Source organism: Streptomyces sp. NPDC052101 (assembly GCF_040680235.1).
Classification (GTDB): Bacteria; Actinomycetota; Actinomycetes; order Streptomycetales; family Streptomycetaceae; genus Streptomyces.
The window spans coordinates 1-19,862 of the sequence record NZ_JBFAWH010000037.1 but is presented as its reverse complement, the minus strand read 5'-3'; the positions used below and the strand labels follow the sequence as shown (position 1 = coordinate 19,862).

Sequence of the window (19,862 nt, the reverse complement as noted above, 5' to 3'; positions counted from 1 at the left end):
GACGGCCCGTCAGAAATGCTCGTACCGTCGCTACATGCCCCTCACGGCGTACGACCTCACCGGACGCACCGCATTCGTCACCGGAGCCGCCGGCGGCATCGGCCGGGCCTCCGCCGTTCTGCTCGCCGAGGCGGGCGCGCGCGTGCACTGCGCCGACCGGGACCCGGACGGTCTGCGCGGCACGGCGGAGCTGATCGAGAAACGCGGCGGCGCGGCCCGTACGCATGTCCTGGACGTCACCGACCGGGCGGCGCTGGCCGAGGCGGTCCGGTCCTGCGAGCACCTGGACGTCATGGCGGCGATCGCCGGGATCATGCACAGCAGCCCCGTGCTGGAGACCCGTGACGAGGATCTCGACCGGGTGCTGAACGTCAATTTCAAGGGCGTGCTCCACGCCTGCCAGGAGGCGGCACGTCTGATGCTGGCCCGTGACACCCGGGGCAGCATCGTCACGATGGCGTCCGGCGCGGTGGACACCGGCGCCCCCGGCCTGCTCTGCTACGGCGCGGCGAAGGCGGCCGTGGTCCAGCTGACCAGGACACTGGCCACCGAGGTCGGGCGGCACGGCATCCGGGTCAACGCGATCGCGCCTGGCTGGATCCGCACCCCGATGACCGAACGCCACGATCAGGAAGCACAGGCGCACACCGAGGGCATGATGTCCCGGATGGCGCCCCTGGGCCGGGTCGGCGAGGCCGACGACGTCGCTCATGCGGTGCTGTACCTGGCGTCGGACGCGTCGGCGTTCACGACGGGTCAGATTCTTCGCCCGAACGGGGGTGTGGCGATGCCCTGGTGACGTCCCCCGCACGCCAGGCGGCCCCCCAGCGCCCCGTCGGCAACGCCCCGGCCGCCTGCCCCTTGGGCACGCAGTGCACCGGCAGCAGGCTCAGCCCCCACCCTCCGGCCGCGACCGCGCCTTCCAGCACGCCCGTGCCCTGTCCGAGGGCGATGCGCAGCACAGCCCACCACCACACGGCTCCGAGCCCCAGCCCGACCACCCAGCGCACTATCCGCGCCTCCATGCCCGCCACCACCTCCTGCGGGACGCTAGACCGCCGCTTGCACAGCGCGGTAGGCGCACCGAGGGCTCACAGGTGCAGCACCCACACAGCTCCTCGGGGGCGCAGCCCCCGGGCGGCACGCACAGCACAGGCACCGACGAGGCACAGGGCACCGACCCCGGCCGAAGCACTCACGCGTTCTCCGCCTGGAACATCCAGTGGTGCTTCTCCAGATCCGCCGTGATCGAGATGAAGATGTCCTGGGACACCGCGTCCGGCTCCCCCGTCGCGTCCACCCGCTCCCGCATCCGGGTGATCACCGCGCCGAGCGCGTCCACCATGGTCCGCACGGCGTCCGTGTCCTTGATCCAGCCCGCCGGAGTCGCCTTGATGCCGCTGCCGGAAGCCACCGTGGGGGCACGTCCGTCGGGCGGGACACCCAGGGCCGAGGCCCGCTCGGCCACGGTGTCGGAGTGGGCCCGCGCGGAGGCGACGACCTCGTCGAGCTGGAGGTGGATGGAGCGGAAGCGGGGCCCGACGACGTTCCAGTGGATCTGCTTGGCGACCAGGGAGAGGTCCACCAGGTCCACGAGTGCGCCCTGCAGCGCCTCGGTCACGGTCTTCAGGTCCGCGTCGGCCAACGGGCTCTTCACGACGTACATCCGCTTCCTCCGGTGCTTCGGCGCCGTCACGTCCCTCCACCATGACCGCACCGCCCAAGCCCGGCAAACGCACACAAAGACAAGCCCCGGCCGGCTCTCCAGGTCTCCCTGGAACAGCCGGCCGGGGCTTCACTCGTCTCGGAACGCTAGGCCGCGCAGAGGTTCACGCGGCTACCACGTCCACCGCTTCCGCGGGCGCCTTGATGGTCACCCGTTCCGGCGGCACACCGGCCACCGACACCGACCCCAGCATCGGACGGACCGGCGTACGCACGGGCTCGGTGGCCGCGGCGGACTGGGCCAGTTCGGCGAGCGCCAGCTCGTCGCTCACTTCTCGCATGAGTTCCGACATCCGTACGTCCAGCGCGTCGCAGATGGCGGCGAGCAGCTCGGAGGAAGCCTCCTTCTGCCCCCGCTCCACCTCGGAGAGATAGCCGAGTGAGACTCGGGCGGACGAGGAGACTTCGCGCAGAGTACGGCCCTGGCGTTGGCGCTGCCGACGCAGCACGTCACCCAGCAGGCGACGGAGCAGAATCATCGGTGGCTCCCTCCTCGGACCGCGTAGCCGCATCCTTCTCGCCCCACCGTACCGCCTCGCGCCGCGGCCGTGCGGGGAGCGATGTCGTGTTCACTCAGGGCTGCAAACATCAAAACCCCCCGTTCCGTTCCGTATCCTGTGCCCGCTCATTCCCGGTCTGTTCGCCCGCAAGCTGCTCCAGGAGACTTGCGAGTACGCTCCGTACACTCTCCATACGAATTTCCGCACGGCTGCCGTTCAACCGCAGGGCTTCCACTTTTCCGCCACCGGCAGAACCGGCGCGGTCGGTGAGCGGCCCGTCGACGGCCACGAACACCGTCCCTACGGGCTGGCCGTCCTGCGGTTCGGGGCCGGCGACTCCGGTGGTCGCGATGCCCCAGTCGGCGCCCAGAGCCTTCCGCACTCCGGCTGCCATCTGGCCCGCGACCTGCGGATCCACCGCTCCTCGCCGCGCCAGCAGGGTGCGGTCCACACCCAGCAGCTGATGCTTCAGCTCGGTGGCGTAGGCGGTGACCGAGCCCCGGAACACCTTGGACGCTCCGGGGACCGAGGTGATCTCCGCCGCCACCAGACCACCGGTGAGCGACTCGGCGACGGCGAGGGTCTCGCCCCTCACTGTCAGTAGTCGCACCAGTTCGGTGGCGTGCGAACTCACGCTTCCTTCTCCTCCAACGCCGCCGCGCGCTCGGCGATTCCCTGCCGGCGCAGCACAATGGCTTGTCTTACGTAGTCGAGGCCGGTGACCACGGTGAGGACGACCGCCACGGCCATCACCCAGAACCTCAGAGTGGCCAGCCACCCCGTCAGCGCCAGGACATACATCCCGACCGCGACGCCCTGGGTGAGGGTCTTCAGCTTGCCTCCGCGGCTGGCCGGGATCACGCCGTAGCGAATGACCAGAAAACGCAGCAGCGTGATGCCGAGTTCCCGGCCGAGGATCACGGCCGTCACCCACCACGGCAGATCGCCCAGGGCCGACAGACAGATGAGCGCCGCCCCCATGATGGCCTTGTCGGCGATGGGGTCGGCGATCTTCCCGAAGTCCGTGACCAGGTTGTACGTCCGCGCCAGATGGCCGTCGAACAGGTCGGTGATCATGGCGATGGCGAAAGCCGCCCAGGCCAGCGAGCGCCAGGCCGGGTCATAGCCGCCGTTCGCCAGCATCAGCGCCACGAAGCCTGGCACCAGGACCAGTCGCAGCATCGTCAGCAGATTGGCCACGTTCCAGACACTCGCCTGGTTGACGGCCGCGGCCGCGATCTTCCCGCCGCGTGCGGGCTTGCCGCCGTTGTCGGGGCCTGAAGCAGAACCGGAGACCTCGGACGCAGCGCCGCCGGCAGCGGCGCCGGAACCCCGCGCGCCGTGCGCGCCGGAGGAGCCACCCGCGGCGGATGCCGGGACTCCGGTCATCTGCCCGCCTCCTCACTACACCCGAGCGAGCCGGTCAGCGGCTCGGCCACCAGGTCGACACCTTCCGTACCGACCACCTTTGCCTCGACCATACGTCCGACGCCGAGGCCCGCGCCGCTCGTGAGCAGCACCTGTCCGTCGGTCTCGGGCGCCTGGTGCGCGGCGCGGCCGTACACGCCCTCTTCCTCGTCGACGGACTCGACCAGCACATGGACGGTTTCGCCGACGCGCTCCTCGGCGCGCTGCGAGACGAGTTCCTCGGCCAGCCGGGACACCCGCGCGAGACGCTCGGCCACGACGTCCTCGTCCAGCTTGTTCTCGTACGTCGCGGCCTCCGTGCCCTCCTCGTCGGAGTAGCCGAAGACACCGATGGCGTCCAGCCGGGCGCCGGTCAGGAAGCGCTCCAGCTCGGCCAGGTCCGCCTCGCTCTCGCCGGGGAAGCCGACGATGAAGTTGGAGCGCACGCCGGCCTCGGGGGCCTTGGAGCGGATCGTGTCGAGCAGCTCCAGGAACCGGTCGGTGTCCCCGAAGCGGCGCATGGAGCGCAGCACGTCGGGCGCGGAGTGCTGGAAGGACAGGTCGAAGTACGGGACGACCTTGGGGGTCGAGGTCAGTACGTCGATGAGCCCCGGGCGCATCTCGGCCGGCTGCAGGTAGCTCACCCGCACCCGCTCGATGCCGTCGACCTCGGCCAGCTCCGGCAGCAGGGACTCCAGCAGGCGGATGTCGCCCAGGTCCTTGCCGTAGGAGGTGTTGTTCTCGGAGACGAGCATGATCTCCTTCACACCCTGCTCGGCCAGCCAGCGGGTCTCGTTCAGCACATCGCTGGGGCGGCGGGAGATGAAGGAGCCGCGGAAGGACGGGATGGCGCAGAAGGAGCAGCGCCGGTCGCACCCCGAGGCCAGCTTGACCGAGGCGACCGGGGCGCCGTCCAGGCGGCGGCGCAGCGGCGCGCGCGGGCCGGAGACGGGCGCCACGCCCTCCGGGAGGTCGGCCGGGCCGTGTCCGGGCAGGGCGACGGACGCGGCGGACTCCTGCCGCTCGGCCGGGCTGATCGGGAGCAGCTTGCGCCGGTCGCGCGGGGTGTGGGCGGCGTGGATGCCGCCGGACAGGATGGTCTGGAGGCGGTCGGAGATGTCCGCGTAGTCGTCGAAGCCGAGCACGCCGTCGGCCTCGGGCAGCGCCTCGGCCAGCTCCTTGCCGTACCGCTCGGCCATGCAGCCCACCGCCACGACGGCCTGGGTTCTCCCGTGGTCCTTGAGATCATTGGCCTCGAGGAGGGCGTCGACGGAGTCCTTCTTCGCGGCCTCCACGAAGCCACAGGTGTTGACCACGGCGACGTCGGCGTCCGCGGCGTCCTCGACGAGCTGCCAGCCGTCCGCCTCCAAACGGCCTGCGAGCTCCTCCGAGTCCACCTCGTTGCGGGCGCAGCCGAGAGTGACGAGTGCGACGGTACGGCGTTCAGGCATGGGCTCAAGACTACTTCGTCTCACTGACAGCCCACGTCGACGGGGTCAGGGCCGCCCGCCGATCACGGCCGACCCCGTCCCGCAGCAGGCGCCCGGTCAGCCCGCCACCGGGTCGCCCTTGGTGTACGTCAGGCGCTCCACCGCGCCCGGCTGGAAGTTGTCGTCGATCTTCTTGCCGTTGACGTACAGCTCGATCGCGCCGGCGTCGCCGAGAATCAGGTTGATCTTGGAGCTGTCCTGGAAGGTCTTGGACTCGCCCTTCTTCAGCAGCCCGTCGAAGAGCATCCGGCCGTTGTGGTCCTTGGCCGAGATCCAGCTGCGTCCGTTCGGCGCGCTGACCTGGACGGTCACCTTGTCCTGGGGCGCGGCCGCGATGGCGCTGTCGGAGGGCTCGGTGCTCGGCGGGGCCGGCTTGTCCTTCTTCGGCGTGGCTGGGGCGGACTTGCTCGCGGCGGGTGTGCTGCCCTCGGCGACCTGCGACTTCGCGTCGCTTCCGGAGTCGCCGCCCTTCACCATGGTGAACCCGACGAAACCGATCACGACGACGATGGCGGCGACCATGGCCGCGGTCCAGTTCGGCCCGCGGCGCTCGGGCCGGATCCGCTCGGCCTCGAACAGCGGTGCCGCGGGGGTGGGGGCGGGACGGCCGCCGTGCTCCTCGTCGAACTGGGCGATCAGGGGTGCGGGATCCAGGTGGACTACCTTGGCCAGCGTACGGATGTGCCCGCGGGCGTACACGTCGCCGCCGCACGGAGCGAAGTCGTCCGCCTCGATGGCGTGCACGATGGCGATGCGGACACGAGTGGCACTGCTGACCTCGTCCACGGTGAGCCCGGCCGCGATCCGCGCCTGCCGCAGGGCGCGGCCCACGGGGACGCGGGCTTCCTGGGACTCGTCTTCGAACGGACGCTCGTCTTCAGGGGAGTTGCCGATGGACACGGGGGCGCCTTTCGAGCGTGTAGCCACCTGTGCTGAATGCTCAGTCTAGGGGTGGTACGAAAGGGTGGGGCAACCGGGCGGTGGGACTTTGTACGCCATCGGAATGGCCGGGCATGCCGAGGGCTGGACAGGAGGTACCTCAGGATGAGATGCCTGTCTGTCCTCTCGCTCAACTTGACGTACGGGAAAGGGAAACGGTTGCCCGCCGATCTCTAACGAGTGGATCACGACGATGACGCCACCCGGCGTAACCGGCATCCGCCGGACGGCTCGTCGCCCTACTCCTCAGACTCCCCGCGAATCAGGGCGAGCACGCCGTCCAGCTCATCAGGTTTCACAAGAACGTCACGTGCTTTGGAGCCCTCGCTCGGTCCCACGATGCCGCGGGACTCCATGAGGTCCATGAGCCGCCCGGCCTTGGCGAAGCCGACACGCAGCTTGCGCTGCAGCATGGAGGTCGACCCGAACTGGGTGGAGACGACCAGCTCGGCCGCCTGGCACAGCAGGTCCAGGTCGTCGCCGATGTCCTCGTCGATCTCCTTCTTCTGCTTGGTGCCGACCGTGACGTCGTCCCGGAAGACCGGCGCCATCTGGTCCTTGCAGTGCTGTACGACGGCCGCGACCTCGGCCTCGGTGACGAACGCGCCCTGCATACGGGTGGGCTTGTTCGCGCCCATCGGCAGGAACAGGCCGTCGCCCTTGCCGATCAGCTTCTCGGCGCCCGGCTGGTCGAGGATGACCCGGGAGTCGGCGAGCGAGGAGGTGGCGAAGGCCAGCCGGGAGGGCACGTTGGCCTTGATCAGGCCGGTGACCACGTCGACCGAGGGGCGCTGGGTGGCGAGCACCAGGTGGATGCCGGCCGCGCGCGCGAGCTGGGTGATGCGCACGATCGAGTCCTCGACGTCGCGCGGCGCGACCATCATCAGGTCGGCCAGCTCGTCGACGATCACCAGCAGATACGGGTACGGCTGCAGTTCCCGCCCGCTGCCCTCCGGCGGCTTGACCTTGCCTTCGCGCACGGCCTGGTTGAAGTCGTCGATGTGCCGGTAGCCGTAGGCCGCGAGGTCGTCGTAGCGCAGGTCCATCTCGCGGACGACCCACTGCAGCGCCTCGGCGGCCCGCTTGGGGTTGGTGATGATCGGCGTGATCAGATGCGGGATGCCCTCGTACGCGGTCAGTTCGACGCGCTTGGGGTCGACCAGGATCAACCGGACGTCCTCCGGGGTCGCCCGCATCATGACCGAGGTGATCAGGCAGTTGATGCAGGACGACTTGCCCGAACCGGTCGCACCGGCCACCAGCATGTGCGGCATCTTCGCCAGCGAGTGCATCACATACCCGCCCTCGACGTCCTTGCCGAAGGCGACCAGCATCGGGTCGTCGTCCTCGGCGGACTCCGCGAGCCGCAGCACGTCGCCGAGGTTGACCATCTCCCGGTCGGTGTTCGGGATCTCGATGCCGACCGCGGACTTGCCGGGGATGGGGCTGATGATCCGCACGTCCGGGCTGGCGACGGCGTACGCGATGTTCTTGGTCAGCGCGGTGATCCGCTCGACCTTGACGGCGGGGCCGAGTTCGACCTCGTAGCGGGTGACCGTCGGGCCGCGCGTGAAGCCGGTGACGGCGGCGTCGACCTTGAACTCGGTGAAGACCTGGGTGAGCGAGGCGACGACCACGTCGTTGGCCTCGCTGCGCGCCTTGCCGGGGCCGCCGCGGGTGAGGAGGTCCAGCGAGGGCAGTGAGTAGGTGATGTCCCCGGAGAGCTGGAGCTGCTCCGCGCGCGGGGGCAGGTCGCGGGGCTCGTCGGGGGCCTTCTTGGTCAGGTCGGGGACGACTCCGGCCTTGAGTTTCTCCTGCTGGGGGCGCGCGGCCGGGACCGCGGAGGGCGCGGGCACCGGCCCGGGCGCCGGGCCCGGTACCGGGGTCGTCTCCTCGCGGTCGCCGATGCTGACGCCCTGGGTGAGGTCGGCGACCAGCGGGGAGGGCGGCATGCCGTGCAGCACCGCGCCGTCGAGCGCCGCGGCGGCGGCCGCCGCGACGTCCACGGCGTCCATGTGGCGCTGCGGATCCGGCTGGGGCACCGCGGAGCGCCTCGGGCGCCCGCGGCGCTGCGAGAGGGCCTCCTCCTCGGCTCCGTCGGGGTCGTACGCCCGGGGGGCGGACGAGCGCTTACGGGGGCGCGCGGGCAGCGCCTCGCGCCACTGCTCGTCGTAGCGCGCGTCGTCCTCGGTGAACTCCTCCGCCTCGTGGTCGTGCAGCACGCCCAGGCGTACGCCGAGCGCGCGCAGCCGCTGCGGAATGGCGTTGACCGGAGTGGCGGTCACCACGAGCAGACCGAAGATCGTCAGCAGCACCAGCAGAGGTACCGCGAGCACTTCGGTCATGGTGTACGTCAGCGGGCTGGCCGCCGCCCAGCCGATGAGGCCGCCGGCGTCCCTTATCGCCTGCATGCCGTCGCTGCGTGCGGGCGAGCCGCAGGCGATGTGGACCTGCCCGAGCACGCCGACGACGAGCGCGGACAGGCCGATCACGATCCGGCCGTTGGCCTCCGGCCTCTCCGGGTGCCGGATGAACCGTACGGCGATCACCGCGAGCAGTATCGGGACCAGGAGGTCGAGCCGGCCGAAGGCTCCGGTGACGAGGATCTCCACGAGGTCGCCGACAGGGCCCTTCAGGTCGGCCCAGGTACCGGCGGCGACGATCAGCGCGATGCCGAACAGCAGCAGCGCGATGCCGTCCTTGCGGTGGGCCGGGTCGAGGTTCTTCGCGCCCTGCCCTATGCCGCGGAAGACGGCGCCGACGGCGTGCGCGAGGCCGAGCCAGAGGGCGCGCACGAGCCGGTACACGCCCCCGGTGGGGCTGGGCGCCGGCTTCGGCGCGGCCTTCTTGGCCGGAGCCTTCTTGGCGGGTGCCTTCTTGGCGGGTGCCTTCTTGGCCGCCGCCTTCTTCGCTGCGGCCTTCTTCGCCGGAGCCTTCGCGGGAGCGGCCGCCTTCTTCGCGGGCTGCTTCTTGGCTGCGGAGGGACGTGAGGCCATGGGTGTGAGGTTACCGGGGGAGACGACAGCGGACACGTGTGCCCACAGCTTCACCCGTTCGTGTCGCCCTTGCCGGGGACCGGAGCTGACGCACGCTCATGGGCAACCGCCGCCTGGACATACGTCAGTTCTGTGCCGGCACGGATGCGCCGCCGGGGCCGGAGCCCGGCTCCAGGGCGTCCAGCGCGCGCCGCAACCCGGTGAGTTTGCGCTCCAGATGGGCCGCCGTGGCCACCGCGGCCGCGTCCGCCGAATCGTCGTCCAGCTGCTTGGACAGCGCCTCGGCCTGCTCCTCGACGGCCGCGAGCCGCGCGGACAGCTCGGCGAGCAGCCCGGCCGACTCCTTGCCGCCGACCCCGCCCTTGCCGCCGCCCTCCAACTGCAGCCGCAGCAGCGCCGCCTGCTCCCGCAGCTGGCAGTTCTTCATGTACAGCTCGACGAAGACCGAGACCTTCGCGCGCAGCACCCACGGGTCGAACGGCTTGGAGATGTAGTCGACCGCGCCCGCCGCGTAGCCCCGGAAGGTGTGGTGCGGGCCGTGGTTGATCGCCGTCAGGAAGATGATCGGGATGTCCCGGGTCCGCTCGCGCCGCTTGATGTGCGCGGCGGTCTCGAAGCCGTCCATGCCCGGCATCTGGACATCCAGCAGAATGACCGCGAAATCGTCCGTGAGCAGTGCCTTGAGTGCTTCCTCCCCGGACGATGCCCGCACCAGCGTCTGATCGAGCGCAGAGAGGATCGCCTCCAGCGCCAGCAGATTCTCCGGCCGGTCATCGACCAGGAGGATCTTGGCCTTCTGCACCATGGCCCGCCCTCCTCGCCCCGGCGGTACACCGGGCGCCGCCCCAGGGGACGACTCCCTTTCGCCGCCCGTCCTTGTGCCGGTCATCGTAGCCGCACCCCGCCTGTCGCCACACCCTGTCACCGCGATGTCACTGTGCACGTACCGGAAACGCGGCGGAGGCCGGAATGGTTCCCGGAATCTCGCATTCCCATACGTGCGCAGCCACCTTAAGCCGTACGTTCGCACTCACCTCAAGTGGGCAACTCCCGACACACGCCGAGGGTTCCCCCGGTGTTCACATCGCACCGCGCCGATCTCGTCACTTCCCGCCCATCCACTGCTGCATCACGGCCAGCAGATGATCCGGGTCGACCGGCTTGGTCACGTAGTCGGAGGCACCGGACTCGATCGCCTTCTCCCGGTCGCCCTTCATCGCCTTCGCGGTCAGCGCGATGATCGGCAGCCCGGCGAACTGCGGCATCCTGCGGATCGCCGTGGTCGTCGCGTACCCGTCCATCTCCGGCATCATGATGTCCATCAGCACGACCGCCACGTCGTCGTGCTGCTCCAGCACCTCGATGCCCTCGCGGCCGTTCTCGGCGTACAGCACCGAGAGACCGTGCTGCTCCAGAACGCTGGTCAGCGCGAACACGTTACGGATGTCGTCGTCGACGATCAGCACCTTCTCGCCGCCGAACCGTACCGCGCGCGCGGACTGCGGCGCGCCGTCCTGCTCGGGGACCGACGCCCAGTGCTCGGAGCGCTGCTCGCCCTGGGGCAGACCCCGCCGACGGCGCCGGAAGAGCGCGGCGGGGCCGTTCTGCGTCTCCCGGTACGACTTCACCTCGGCCGGGGTCTCGATCTCCACGGCGGACAGCTCCGAGGACTCCTCCGCCTCCGAGGCCAGCAGCTCGCCGGCCTCCAGCGCGGGCACCGACTGCTGGTAGCCCTGCGGCGGCAGTTCGGTCGGGTGCTGCGGCAGGTACAGCGTGAACGTCGAGCCGCGGCCCGGTTCGCTCTGCGCGTGGATCTCACCGCCGAGCAGCTGCGCGATCTCCCGGGAGATCGACAGACCGAGACCGGTGCCGCCGTACTTGCGGCTGGTCGTGCCGTCCGCCTGCTTGAACGCCTCGAAGATCACCCGCATCTTGCTGGCCGCGATACCGATGCCGGTGTCCGTCACCGAGAACGCGATCAGCGGCCCGCCCGGATCGGTCAGCGAGCCGGCCTCCAGCAACTGCTCCCGGATGCCCACCGGCACGTCCGCGCCGGCCGGCCTGATCACCAGCTCCACCGACCCGGAGTCGGTGAACTTCACCGCGTTCGACAGCAGGTTGCGCAGCACCTGCAGCAGCCGCTGCTCGTCGGTGTGCAGGGTCGCGGGCAGCTCCGGAGAGACCCGTACGGACAGATCCAGGCCCTTCTCCGCGGTCAGCGGCCGGAAGGTGGCCTCCACATAGTCCACGAGCTGCACGAGCGCGATACGCGTCGGCGAGACGTCCATCTTGCCCGCCTCGACCTTCGACAGGTCGAGGATGTCGTTGATCAGCTGCAGCAGATCGGAACCGGCGCCGTGGATGGTCTCGGCGAACTCCACCTGCTTCGGCGAGAGATTGCCCTCGGCGTTGTCGGCGAGCAACTTCGCCAGGATCAGCAGCGAGTTGAGCGGCGTACGCAGCTCGTGCGACATGTTGGCGAGGAACTCGCTCTTGTAGCGCATCGACACCGCCAGCTGCTCGGCGCGCTCCTCCAGGACCTGCCGGGCCTCCTCGATCTCGGTGTTCTTCACCTCGATGTCGCGGTTCTGCCGGGCCAGCAGCTCGGCCTTCTCCTCCAGCTCGGCGTTGGAGGCCTGCAGCGCCTTCTGGCGGTTCTCCAACTCCGCCGAGCGCTCACGGAGTTGTTCGGTCAGCTCCTGCGACTGCTTCAGCAGCTGCTCGGTCTTGGTATTGACCGAGATGGTGTTGACGCTGGTCGCGATCATCTCGGCGATCTGGTTGAGGAAGTCCTTCTGGATCTGCGTGAACGGAGTGAACGAGGCCAGCTCGATCACACCGAGCACATTGCCCTCGAACAACACCGGCAGCACGATCACCTGCGCCGGCGGGGCCTCGCCGAGCCCCGAGGAGATCTTCAGATAGCCGCTGGGCGCGTTCTCCACCAGGATCGTGCGCTTCTCCTCGGCGGCCGTGCCGACCAGCGCCTCACCGGGCCGGAACGACGTCGGCATGGAGCCCATCGAGTAGCCGTACGAACCCAGCATCCGCAGCTCGTAGTTGTCCTCGCCGTCACCGGCGTCCTTGCCCTCCATGAGCGGCAGCGCCAGGAAGAACGCGCCGTGCTGCGCGGACACCACCGGCGTCAGCTCGCTCATGATCAGCGAGGCCACGTCCTCCAGGTCGCGGCGGCCCTGCATGAGGGCGGAGATGCGGGCCAGATTGCCCTTGAGCCAGTCCTGCTCCTTGTTGGCGATCGTGGTGTCGCGCAGGTTGGCGATCATCTTGTTGATGTAGTCCTGCAGTTCCTGGATCTCGCCGGACGCGTCGACGTCGATCTTCAGGTTCAGGTCGCCACGGGTCACCGCGGTCGCCACGCGCGCGATGGCGCGCACCTGCCGGGTGAGGTTCCCGGCCATCTCGTTCACGGACTCGGTGAGGTCCCGCCAGGTGCCGTCGACGTCACGCACGCGTGCCTGCCCGCCGAGCTGTCCCTCCGTGCCCACTTCGCGGGCCACGCGCGTGACCTCCTCGGCGAAGCTGGACAGCTGATCAACCATCGTGTTGATCGTCGTCTTCAGCTCAAGAATCTCGCCGCGCGCGTCAATGTCGATCTTCTTCGTCAGGTCACCCTTGGCGATGGCCGTGGTGACCATGGCGATGTTGCGCACCTGACCGGTCAGGTTGGACGCCATCTGGTTCACGGACTCGGTGAGGTCCTTCCAGGTGCCGGCCACACCCGGCACGTGCGCCTGACCGCCCAGGATGCCGTCCGTGCCCACCTCACGGGCCACCTTGGTGACCTGGTCGGCGAACGAACTCAGCGTCTTCACCATGATGTTGATGGTGTCGGCGAGCTGCGCGACCTCACCGCGCGCCTCGATCGTCACCTGACGCGTCAGGTCACCGTTGGCGACCGCCGAGGCCACCTGGGAGATGTTCCGCACCTGCATGGTCAGGTTGTTGGCCATCAGGTTGACGTTGTTGCTGAGGTCCTTCCAGATACCGGTGACGCCCGGTACGTGCGCCTGGCCGCCCAGGATGCCCTCGGTGCCCACCTCACGGGCCACCCGGGTCACCTGCTCGGCGAAGCTGGACAGTTGATCAACCATGGTGTTGACCGTCGTGACCAGCTCAAGAATCTCGCCCTTGGCGTCAACAGTGATCTTCTTCGACAGATCGCCCTTGGCGACCGCCGTCGTGACCTCGGCGATGTTGCGCACCTGGATGGTCAGGTTGTTCGCCATGAAGTTCACGGACTGCGTGAGGTCCTTCCAGGTGCCGGAGACACCCTGCACCTCGGCCTGACCGCCGAGGATGCCCTCCGTACCCACCTCACGGGCCACGCGCGTGACCTCCTGGGCGAACGACGACAGCTGGTCCACCATCGTGTTCAGCGTGTTCTTCAGCTCCAGGATCTCGCCGCGCGCGTCCACGGTGATCTTCTGGGAGAGGTCACCGCGCGCCACCGCGGTCGCGACCTGCGCGATGTTGCGCACCTGGGCCGTGAGGTTGCCGGCCATGCCGTTCACGGAGTCGGTCAGATCGCGCCACACACCGGCCACACCGGGCACCTGCGCCTGACCGCCGAGCCGGCCTTCCGTACCCACGTCACGCGCGACCCGGGTCACCTGGTCGGCGAAAGCGGACAGCTGATCAACCATCGTGTTGATCGTGTTCTTCAGCTCAAGAATCTCGCCGCGGGCGTCGACGTCGATCTTCTGCGACAGGTCACCGCGCGCCACGGCCGTCGTCACCTGGGCGATCTGCCGCACCTGGGACGTCAGGTTGCCGGCCATGAAGTTGACGGAGTCCGTCAACTCCTTCCAGGTGCCCGACACGCCGTCCACCCGGGCCTGACCGCCCAGCCGGCCCTCCGTACCCACGTCCCTGGCCATCCGCGTGACCTGGTCGGCGAAGCTCGACAGCTGGTCCACCATCGTGTTCACGGTGTTCTTCAACTGGAGCATCTCGCCGGAGACGTCCACGGTGACCTTCTGGGAGAGGTCGCCGTTGGCCACCGCCGTCGTCACCTGGGCGATGTTGCGCACCTGACCGGTGAGATTGCGGAACGCCGTGTTGACGGAGTCGGTCAGGTCCTTCCAGGCACCGGCCGCCCCCGGCACCTGCGCCTGACCGCCAAGCTCACCCTCGACACCGATCTCCCGCGCGACCCGCGTCACCTCGGCACCGAACGCGGACAGCTGGTCCACCATCCCGTTGACGGTGTTCTTCAGCTCCAGCATCTCGCCCGCCACGTCCACCGTGACCTTCTGCGACAGATCACCGCTGGCCACGGCCGTCGTCACGGTGGCGATGTCGCGCACCTGAGTGGTCAGGTTCCGGAAGACCGTGTTGACGGAGTCCGTCAGGTCCTTCCACGTACCGGCGGCGCCCGGCACGTTCGCCTGACCGCCGAGCCGCCCCTCCGCGCCGACCTCGTTCGCGACGCGCGTGACCTCGTCCGCGAAGATCCGCAGCGTCTCGGTCATCTGGTTGATCGTCTCGGCCAGCTGCGCCACCTCGCCGCGCGCCGGAACCGTCACCTTCTGCGACAGGTCACCATTGGCGACAGCCGTCGTGACCTGCGAGATCCCCCGCACCTGTGCGGTCAGGTTGCCCGCCATCGTGTTGACGGAGTCGGTCAGCTCCTTCCACACACCGGCCACGCCCGGCACCTGCGCCTGGCCGCCCAGAATGCCCTCGGTGCCCACCTCACGGGCGACCCGCGTCACCTCGACGGAGAAGGACGACAACTGCTCCACCATCGTGTTGACGGTGTTCTTCAGCTCCAGCATCTCGCCGGCCACATGCACGGTCACCTTGCGTGACAGATCACCGCGCGCGACCGCCGTCGTCACCAGCGCGATGTCGCGCACCTGCGCGGTCAGCCGGTTCGCCATCGTGTTGACGGACTCGGTCAGGTCCTTCCACGAACCCGACATACCGCGCACCTGGGCCTGCCCGCCGAGCTTGCCCTCGGTGCCGACCTCGCTGGCCACGCGCGTGACCTCGTCCGTGAACGTCGACAGCTGGTCGACCAGGTTGTTGACGGTACGGCCGACCTTCAGGAACTCACCCCGCAGCGGATGCCCGGTGCCGTCGTCCGGCGCCTGCGTGCGCAGCTCCATGCGCGGCGACAGATCACCCTCCGCGACCGCCGTAAGTACCCGGCCGACCTCCGAGACCGGCCAGACGAGATCGTCGACAAGCGCGTTGGAGGCGTCGATCGCGGACGCCCAGGAACCCTCGCAGGCCCCCGCCTCCAGCCGTTCCGTGAGCTTTCCCTCACGCCCCACCATGCGACGCACCCGGGACAGCTCACCGGTCAGATGGAGATTCCGGTCGGCCACCTCGTTGAAGACGGCCGCGATCTCGGACATCACTCCGTCCCCGGAGACCGTCAGCCGCTTGCGGAAGTTCCCGTCACGCATCGCGACAAGAGCCGCCAGCAGCCGGTTCAGGGCGGCCGTGTCCACGGCAGTCGTACTGCCGCGCCTGCCCAGGGACGGTCCGCCTTTCGCGCGCGTCTTCGTGCCACGCGTCGCCGCGCCAGACTCCACTGTGTCCCTCCCGGAGGGGTAGACCGTTACTGCTGTGCTCGGCCGCTTCGACCCGGCCTGCCCGTCATCGGCATACCGGATACTTCCGCGTACCCGTTACTGCTGCGTATTTCTGCCAGACGAGATCCGGCCACACCAGGGGCTGCTGCCCGCCGTACACGGAACACACGCAGCCCGACCCGACCTTCATCAGAAGCTTGCCCAGTGTTTCACCCTGCCCGAACCAGGCCATAACAGTTCGGCAGCTTCGCACATCGTCCGCACACCCTCGGGGGTAAACACCGGCGACCGGCATCCGCTCGGACGGCGAAGGTAAGTAACCTTGCATGCGGCTGTCCAGCCGCACCGGTCCGACCGGCCTGGGCGGTGGCACGAGAACGAGCGGGCATCGGAGGGGCGGCCGCAGACCATGACCACCGGAGTCATCCCCGGGGGACAGCCCCCGGAGCCACAGCCGACGGGCGAGCTGATGCCGCAGCAGCGCAGCGAGCCGGCCGGCCATGCAGCCCTGCACGTCGACAACCGGCCGAGGAGTTCTGTGATCACCGCGCGCGCGGCCGCCACCTTCGAGCCCGTGGGGCGGTCGGTCGCGACCGCCCGGTCCTTCGTCCGCGACACCCTCCAGGGGTGGGGCTTCGCCGACATCGTCGACGACGCCGTCGTCCTCACCAGCGAACTGGTGACCAACGCGGTCGTCCACGCGGGCACGCACGCGGACGTACTGTGCCTGCGCACCGAGGACGGAGTGCGTATCGAGGTCGCCGACCGCTACCCCGAGCGCGAGGTCCCCCTCCAGAACGCGACGGCCACGATGGGCAGCCCCGACCGCGAGGGCGGCCGCGGCCTGCAGCTGTGCGCGGCACTGGCCGGCCGCTGGGGCGTGGACTACACCCCCACCCACAAGAACGTCTGGTTCCAGCTCAACCTCCCCGAACGCCCGGTCGGCACTCGCACAGCCGGCCCGTCCCTCCCCGCCGACCTGCTCCCGCTGGCCGACGGCCGGGTCCGCGTCGCGGTGCTGCAGGTCGACCGGAAGGGCGCCATCACCTCCTGGAACGAGGACGCCGAGGAACTCTTCGGCTACGCGACCGGCGAGGTCGTCGGCCGGCCCCTCACCGAACTGGCGGCCTGGCCGCACACCCCGGGCACCAGCACCGGCGTCGCCGAGGCCCTCCAGCTCTCCCGCTGGGAGGGCAGCTACGGCATCCGCGGCGCCGACGGCCGGGTCGCCCCGGTCTACGCCTCCCACCTCAGAGTCCGCGACACCGGCGGCGAACCCTCCACCGTCTGCCTCCTGGTCCGCGAGCACGAGCGCGCCGTCCTGCAGACACCGCCGCGCGTCCCGGCCGGTGACCAGCCCCAGCCCGCCGACGGGCAGAGCACCGACCCCTTCGAGGTCTTCATCGGCTCCCCCGCCCCGGACGACCTCGACGGACTGCTGCAGCGCACGGTCGAGCGCGCCCGCGACATGCTCGACGGCGACTCCGCGTTCCTGCTGCTGGCCACCGACGACGAGACCGAGCTGGAGGTCCGTGCCTCCACCGGCCTGCCCTCGGCCCGCCAGCGCTTCGCGCGCGTGCCCGTCGAGGCGGGCCCCGGCCGCTACGGCTCCGCACGCATGCCCGCCGTCCACGACGACCTCACCGCCGTACCCGGAGCCGTACCGCTGCTGTCCGGCACCGGTATGCGCTCGGTCGTCACGGTCCCGCTGAAGGTCGAGGGCCGGCTCACCGGCTCCCTGGGCGTCGCGGCCGAGGCACCCTGCCGGTACTCCAACGAGGAGGCGCTGCGCCTCCAGTTCGCCGCCGACCGCATCGCGCTCGCCGTCGAGTCGGCCCGCCTGGGCGAGCTGGAGCGGCTGCGCCGCGGCTCCCTGAGCTTCCTGGTCGAGGCCTCCGACCTGCTGGCCGGCACCCTGGACCGGGACCAGACACTGGCTCTGATGGCCCAGATGACGGTCCCCACCCTGGCGACCTGGTGCGCCGTCTACACCATCGCCGACCAGGCCTCGGAGCCGTATCTGTCGTACGTCCTGCACGAGGACGAGGAACTCATCGACGGCATCAAGTCACTGCTGTCGAAGATCGCCCCGCCGGACCCGGTACCGACCCCCGGCGCCCGCGTGTGGACCGTCCCCGGCGAGGTCGCACACCAGGCCGCCCTGCGCACCTCCATGCGCAGCCTCGGCCTCTCCGGCGGCCCCACGCACCGGGTCAGCTCGAGCATCGGCCCGACCCTCGCCACGGCCTCCGCGGTCGGCGGCGAGACGGTCGTCCTGCCGCTCGTCGCCCGCAACCGCGTCATCGGCATGCTCGTCCTCGGCAAGCCCACCGACGAACACTTCCGCCAGGAAATCCTGGAACTGGCCGAGGACCTGTCCCGCCGGGCCGCCCTCGCCCTGGACAACGCCCGCCTCTACTCGGAGCGCACGGCCATCAGCCAGGCCCTCCAGCGCAGCCTGCTCCCGCCCGGCACCCCACACATCGACGGCGTCGAGGTCGAGGTCATCTACCGCGCGGCCGGCGAGGGCAACGAGGTCGGCGGTGACTTCTACGACCTCTTCCCCATCGGCAACGGCGCCTACGGCTTCGCCATCGGCGACGTCTGCGGTACGGGCCCCAACGCGGCCGCGGTCACCGGCCTCGCCCGGCACGCCCTGCGCCTGCTGGCCCGCGAGGGCCTGTCCGGACCGGCGGTCCTGCAGCGCCTGAACTCGGCGATCCTCGACGAGGGCGACCGCAGCCGCTTCCTGACCCTCCTCTACGGCGAGATGCGCCCACAGGAGGACGGCAGCGCCGAGCTGAAGGTGGTCTGCGCCGGCCATCCGCTCCCACTGCGCCTGCGCCAGGACGGCACGGTGACGCCCGCCGCCGAACCACAGCCGCTGCTGGGCGTGATCGAGGACCTGGAACTGCACGAGGAGACGGTGACCCTCGACCCCGGTGACGTGCTGCTGTGCGTCACGGACGGCGTCACCGAACGCCGCGAGGGCTCGCGCATGCTGGGCGACGACGGCCTCGCCGACGTCCTCACCACCTGCACGGGGCTGACGGCGGGCGCGGTCGCCGCGCGCATCATGCGCGCCGTGGAACGCTTCGCGTCGGACGCCCCGTCGGACGACATGGCGATCCTGGCGATGCGCGTCCCGGGAATCCACAAGGAGGCGTAAGACAGGCGAAAGGCCTCACCCGAAAGGGTGAGGCCTTTTTGCTGGAGCCCCCAAACGGAATCGAACCGTTGACCTTCTCCTTACCATGGAGACGCTCTACCGACTGAGCTATAGGGGCCTGTCGTTTTCGAGGTTTCCCTCGCGGCGACAAAGGAACTGTACCCCGAGCAGGTCCGAGTTCCCAAATTCGTTCGGAGCCCGCTCAGTAGGCGGGCTGCAGCAATCCTCCGAGCGCGTTGCACGCGGAGACGATCCGCTGCATCTCCCGCTTGGTGAGCGAGGCGTCCACGGGCAGCGTCAGCGTCTCGTCGGCGGCGACCTCGGTCTCCGGCAGGGACACACACCGCCGGTACTCCGGCAGCCGGTGCACGGGCGTCTTGACCGGCACCCGGCACTCAACTCCCTTGGCCCGCAAGGCCATCGCGAAGGCGTCCCGGTCGGGCCGGCCGTTGCCCGGCACCCGCACGACGTACTGCTGATAGGTGTGCCCGTCCCCGCCGTCCGGCGTCCGCACGCCCTTGAGCTTGGAGTCGAGATACGCGGCCCGCTCCCTGCGCTGCGCTATCTCGTCGTACGGCGCCTCGGACTCGCCCTGCTCCAGCACCAGCAGCTCATGCCGCTGCCCGAGCGCGCGCAACCGGCCGAGATCGGCCCACCGTCCGAAGCGGTGTACGACAACGACCGCTGCCGTACGGGGAGTTAGGGCTGCCTCGACAGCGTCGGGGTCGAGGCAGTAGGTCACCGGGTCTATGTCGGCGAACACCGGGAGCGCACCGGCCAGGGTCACGGCCTCGGCGACCTCGACGTTCCCGAAGGCCGGTACGACGACCTCGTCACCGACTCCGACACCGGCGGCCCTGAGCATTGCAGCAGTACCCATGTGCTGGATGCTGGGCGGGCCGGGTGAACGACACGTTAAGCAAAACGTAAAAAGGTCGGACCCCGAACCGAAGTTCAGGATCCGACCTTTTTAGAAGAATTGTTCGGCGGCGTCCTACTCTCCCACAGGGTCCCCCCTGCAGTACCATCGGCGCTGTGAGGCTTAGCTTCCGGGTTCGGAATGTAACCGGGCG

General features: G+C 69.7%; 13 protein-coding genes, 1 tRNA gene and 1 rRNA gene. 2 read left to right on the top strand and 13 right to left on the bottom strand.

What is annotated here, in order from left to right:
• The first annotated feature begins 34 nt into the window (after positions 1-34).
• Entirely contained in the window at positions 35-799 is a 765-nt protein-coding gene (locus tag AB0L75_RS37505) for an SDR family NAD(P)-dependent oxidoreductase (RefSeq protein ID WP_365190495.1), read from the top strand.
• Here AB0L75_RS37505 and AB0L75_RS37500 read toward each other — a convergent pair.
• The 10 genes from AB0L75_RS37500 to AB0L75_RS37455 form a co-directional block, all read right to left on the bottom strand.
• A complete protein-coding gene (locus tag AB0L75_RS37500; RefSeq protein ID WP_365190494.1) occupies positions 747-1,025 on the bottom strand; it encodes a hypothetical protein in 279 nt (92 codons plus the stop codon). The two genes, AB0L75_RS37505 and AB0L75_RS37500, sit on opposite strands and share 53 nt — an antisense overlap.
• 170 nt (positions 1,026-1,195) lie before the next feature.
• A complete protein-coding gene (locus AB0L75_RS37495; RefSeq protein ID WP_365190550.1) occupies positions 1,196-1,666 on the bottom strand; it encodes a DNA starvation/stationary phase protection protein in 471 nt (156 codons plus the stop codon).
• Positions 1,667-1,829: 163 nt separating this feature from the next.
• Positions 1,830-2,204, bottom strand: coding sequence for a helix-turn-helix transcriptional regulator (locus tag AB0L75_RS37490; RefSeq protein WP_365190492.1), 375 nt, complete (start codon positions 2,202-2,204; stop codon positions 1,830-1,832).
• A 109-nt stretch (positions 2,205-2,313) separates the two neighbouring features.
• Positions 2,314-2,859: a CinA family protein gene (locus tag AB0L75_RS37485; protein ID WP_365190490.1), complete on the bottom strand. Its 546-nt coding sequence runs from the start codon at positions 2,857-2,859 to the stop codon at positions 2,314-2,316.
• A complete protein-coding gene (gene pgsA / locus AB0L75_RS37480) occupies positions 2,856-3,614 on the bottom strand; it encodes a CDP-diacylglycerol--glycerol-3-phosphate 3-phosphatidyltransferase (RefSeq protein WP_365190489.1) in 759 nt (252 codons plus the stop codon). Before pgsA ends, AB0L75_RS37485 begins: the two co-directional genes overlap by 4 nt.
• Positions 3,611-5,083: a 30S ribosomal protein S12 methylthiotransferase RimO gene (rimO, locus tag AB0L75_RS37475; protein WP_365190487.1), complete on the bottom strand. Its 1,473-nt coding sequence runs from the start codon at positions 5,081-5,083 to the stop codon at positions 3,611-3,613. Before rimO ends, pgsA begins: the two co-directional genes overlap by 4 nt.
• A gap of 96 nt (positions 5,084-5,179) precedes the next feature.
• The gene (locus AB0L75_RS37470; protein ID WP_365190486.1) at positions 5,180-6,022 is read right to left on the bottom strand and encodes a RodZ domain-containing protein; all 843 of its coding nucleotides are present in this window, start codon (positions 6,020-6,022) and stop codon (positions 5,180-5,182) included.
• A 278-nt stretch (positions 6,023-6,300) separates the two neighbouring features.
• The gene (locus AB0L75_RS37465; RefSeq protein WP_365190485.1) at positions 6,301-9,057 is read right to left on the bottom strand and encodes a DNA translocase FtsK; all 2,757 of its coding nucleotides are present in this window, start codon (positions 9,055-9,057) and stop codon (positions 6,301-6,303) included.
• Between the two features lie 124 nt (positions 9,058-9,181).
• Positions 9,182-9,862 (bottom strand): response regulator, encoded by a 681-nt coding sequence (locus tag AB0L75_RS37460; protein ID WP_365190484.1) that lies wholly within the window; start codon positions 9,860-9,862, stop codon positions 9,182-9,184.
• 298 nt (positions 9,863-10,160) lie between these two features.
• A complete protein-coding gene (locus tag AB0L75_RS37455) occupies positions 10,161-15,620 on the bottom strand; it encodes a HAMP domain-containing protein (protein ID WP_365190483.1) in 5,460 nt (1,819 codons plus the stop codon).
• 409 nt (positions 15,621-16,029) lie between these two features.
• Between AB0L75_RS37455 and AB0L75_RS37450 the strand changes: the two genes are divergently transcribed.
• Positions 16,030-18,789, top strand: coding sequence for a SpoIIE family protein phosphatase (locus AB0L75_RS37450; protein WP_365190481.1), 2,760 nt, complete (start codon positions 16,030-16,032; stop codon positions 18,787-18,789).
• Positions 18,790-18,831: 42 nt separating this feature from the next.
• On the opposite strand, the gene AB0L75_RS37445 is transcribed toward AB0L75_RS37450, so the two are convergent.
• From AB0L75_RS37445 to rrf, 3 genes are all read right to left on the bottom strand, one after another.
• A tRNA-Thr gene (locus AB0L75_RS37445) sits at positions 18,832-18,907 on the bottom strand.
• An 84-nt stretch (positions 18,908-18,991) separates the two neighbouring features.
• Entirely contained in the window at positions 18,992-19,654 is a 663-nt protein-coding gene (locus AB0L75_RS37440; RefSeq protein ID WP_365190549.1) for a DegT/DnrJ/EryC1/StrS family aminotransferase, read from the bottom strand.
• Positions 19,655-19,770: 116 nt separating this feature from the next.
• Positions 19,771-19,862: ribosomal RNA gene (rrf, locus tag AB0L75_RS37435) — 5S ribosomal RNA — on the bottom strand; the annotation flags it as partial.

Coding starts and splice junctions, on each gene's coding strand:
- AB0L75_RS37505 (WP_365190495.1), top strand. CDS start 35: ATGCCCCTCACGGCGTACGACCTCACCGGACGCACCGCATTCGTCACC.
- AB0L75_RS37500 (WP_365190494.1), bottom strand. CDS start 1,025: ATGGAGGCGCGGATAGTGCGCTGGGTGGTCGGGCTGGGGCTCGGAGCC.
- AB0L75_RS37495 (WP_365190550.1), bottom strand. CDS start 1,666: ATGTACGTCGTGAAGAGCCCGTTGGCCGACGCGGACCTGAAGACCGTG.
- AB0L75_RS37490 (WP_365190492.1), bottom strand. CDS start 2,204: ATGATTCTGCTCCGTCGCCTGCTGGGTGACGTGCTGCGTCGGCAGCGC.
- pgsA (WP_365190489.1), bottom strand. CDS start 3,614: ATGACCGGAGTCCCGGCATCCGCCGCGGGTGGCTCCTCCGGCGCGCAC.
- rimO (WP_365190487.1), bottom strand. CDS start 5,083: ATGCCTGAACGCCGTACCGTCGCACTCGTCACTCTCGGCTGCGCCCGC.
- AB0L75_RS37465 (WP_365190485.1), bottom strand. CDS start 9,057: ATGGCCTCACGTCCCTCCGCAGCCAAGAAGCAGCCCGCGAAGAAGGCG.
- AB0L75_RS37460 (WP_365190484.1), bottom strand. CDS start 9,862: ATGGTGCAGAAGGCCAAGATCCTCCTGGTCGATGACCGGCCGGAGAAT.
- AB0L75_RS37450 (WP_365190481.1), top strand. CDS start 16,030: ATGACCACCGGAGTCATCCCCGGGGGACAGCCCCCGGAGCCACAGCCG.
- AB0L75_RS37440 (WP_365190549.1), bottom strand. CDS start 19,654: ATGCTCAGGGCCGCCGGTGTCGGAGTCGGTGACGAGGTCGTCGTACCG.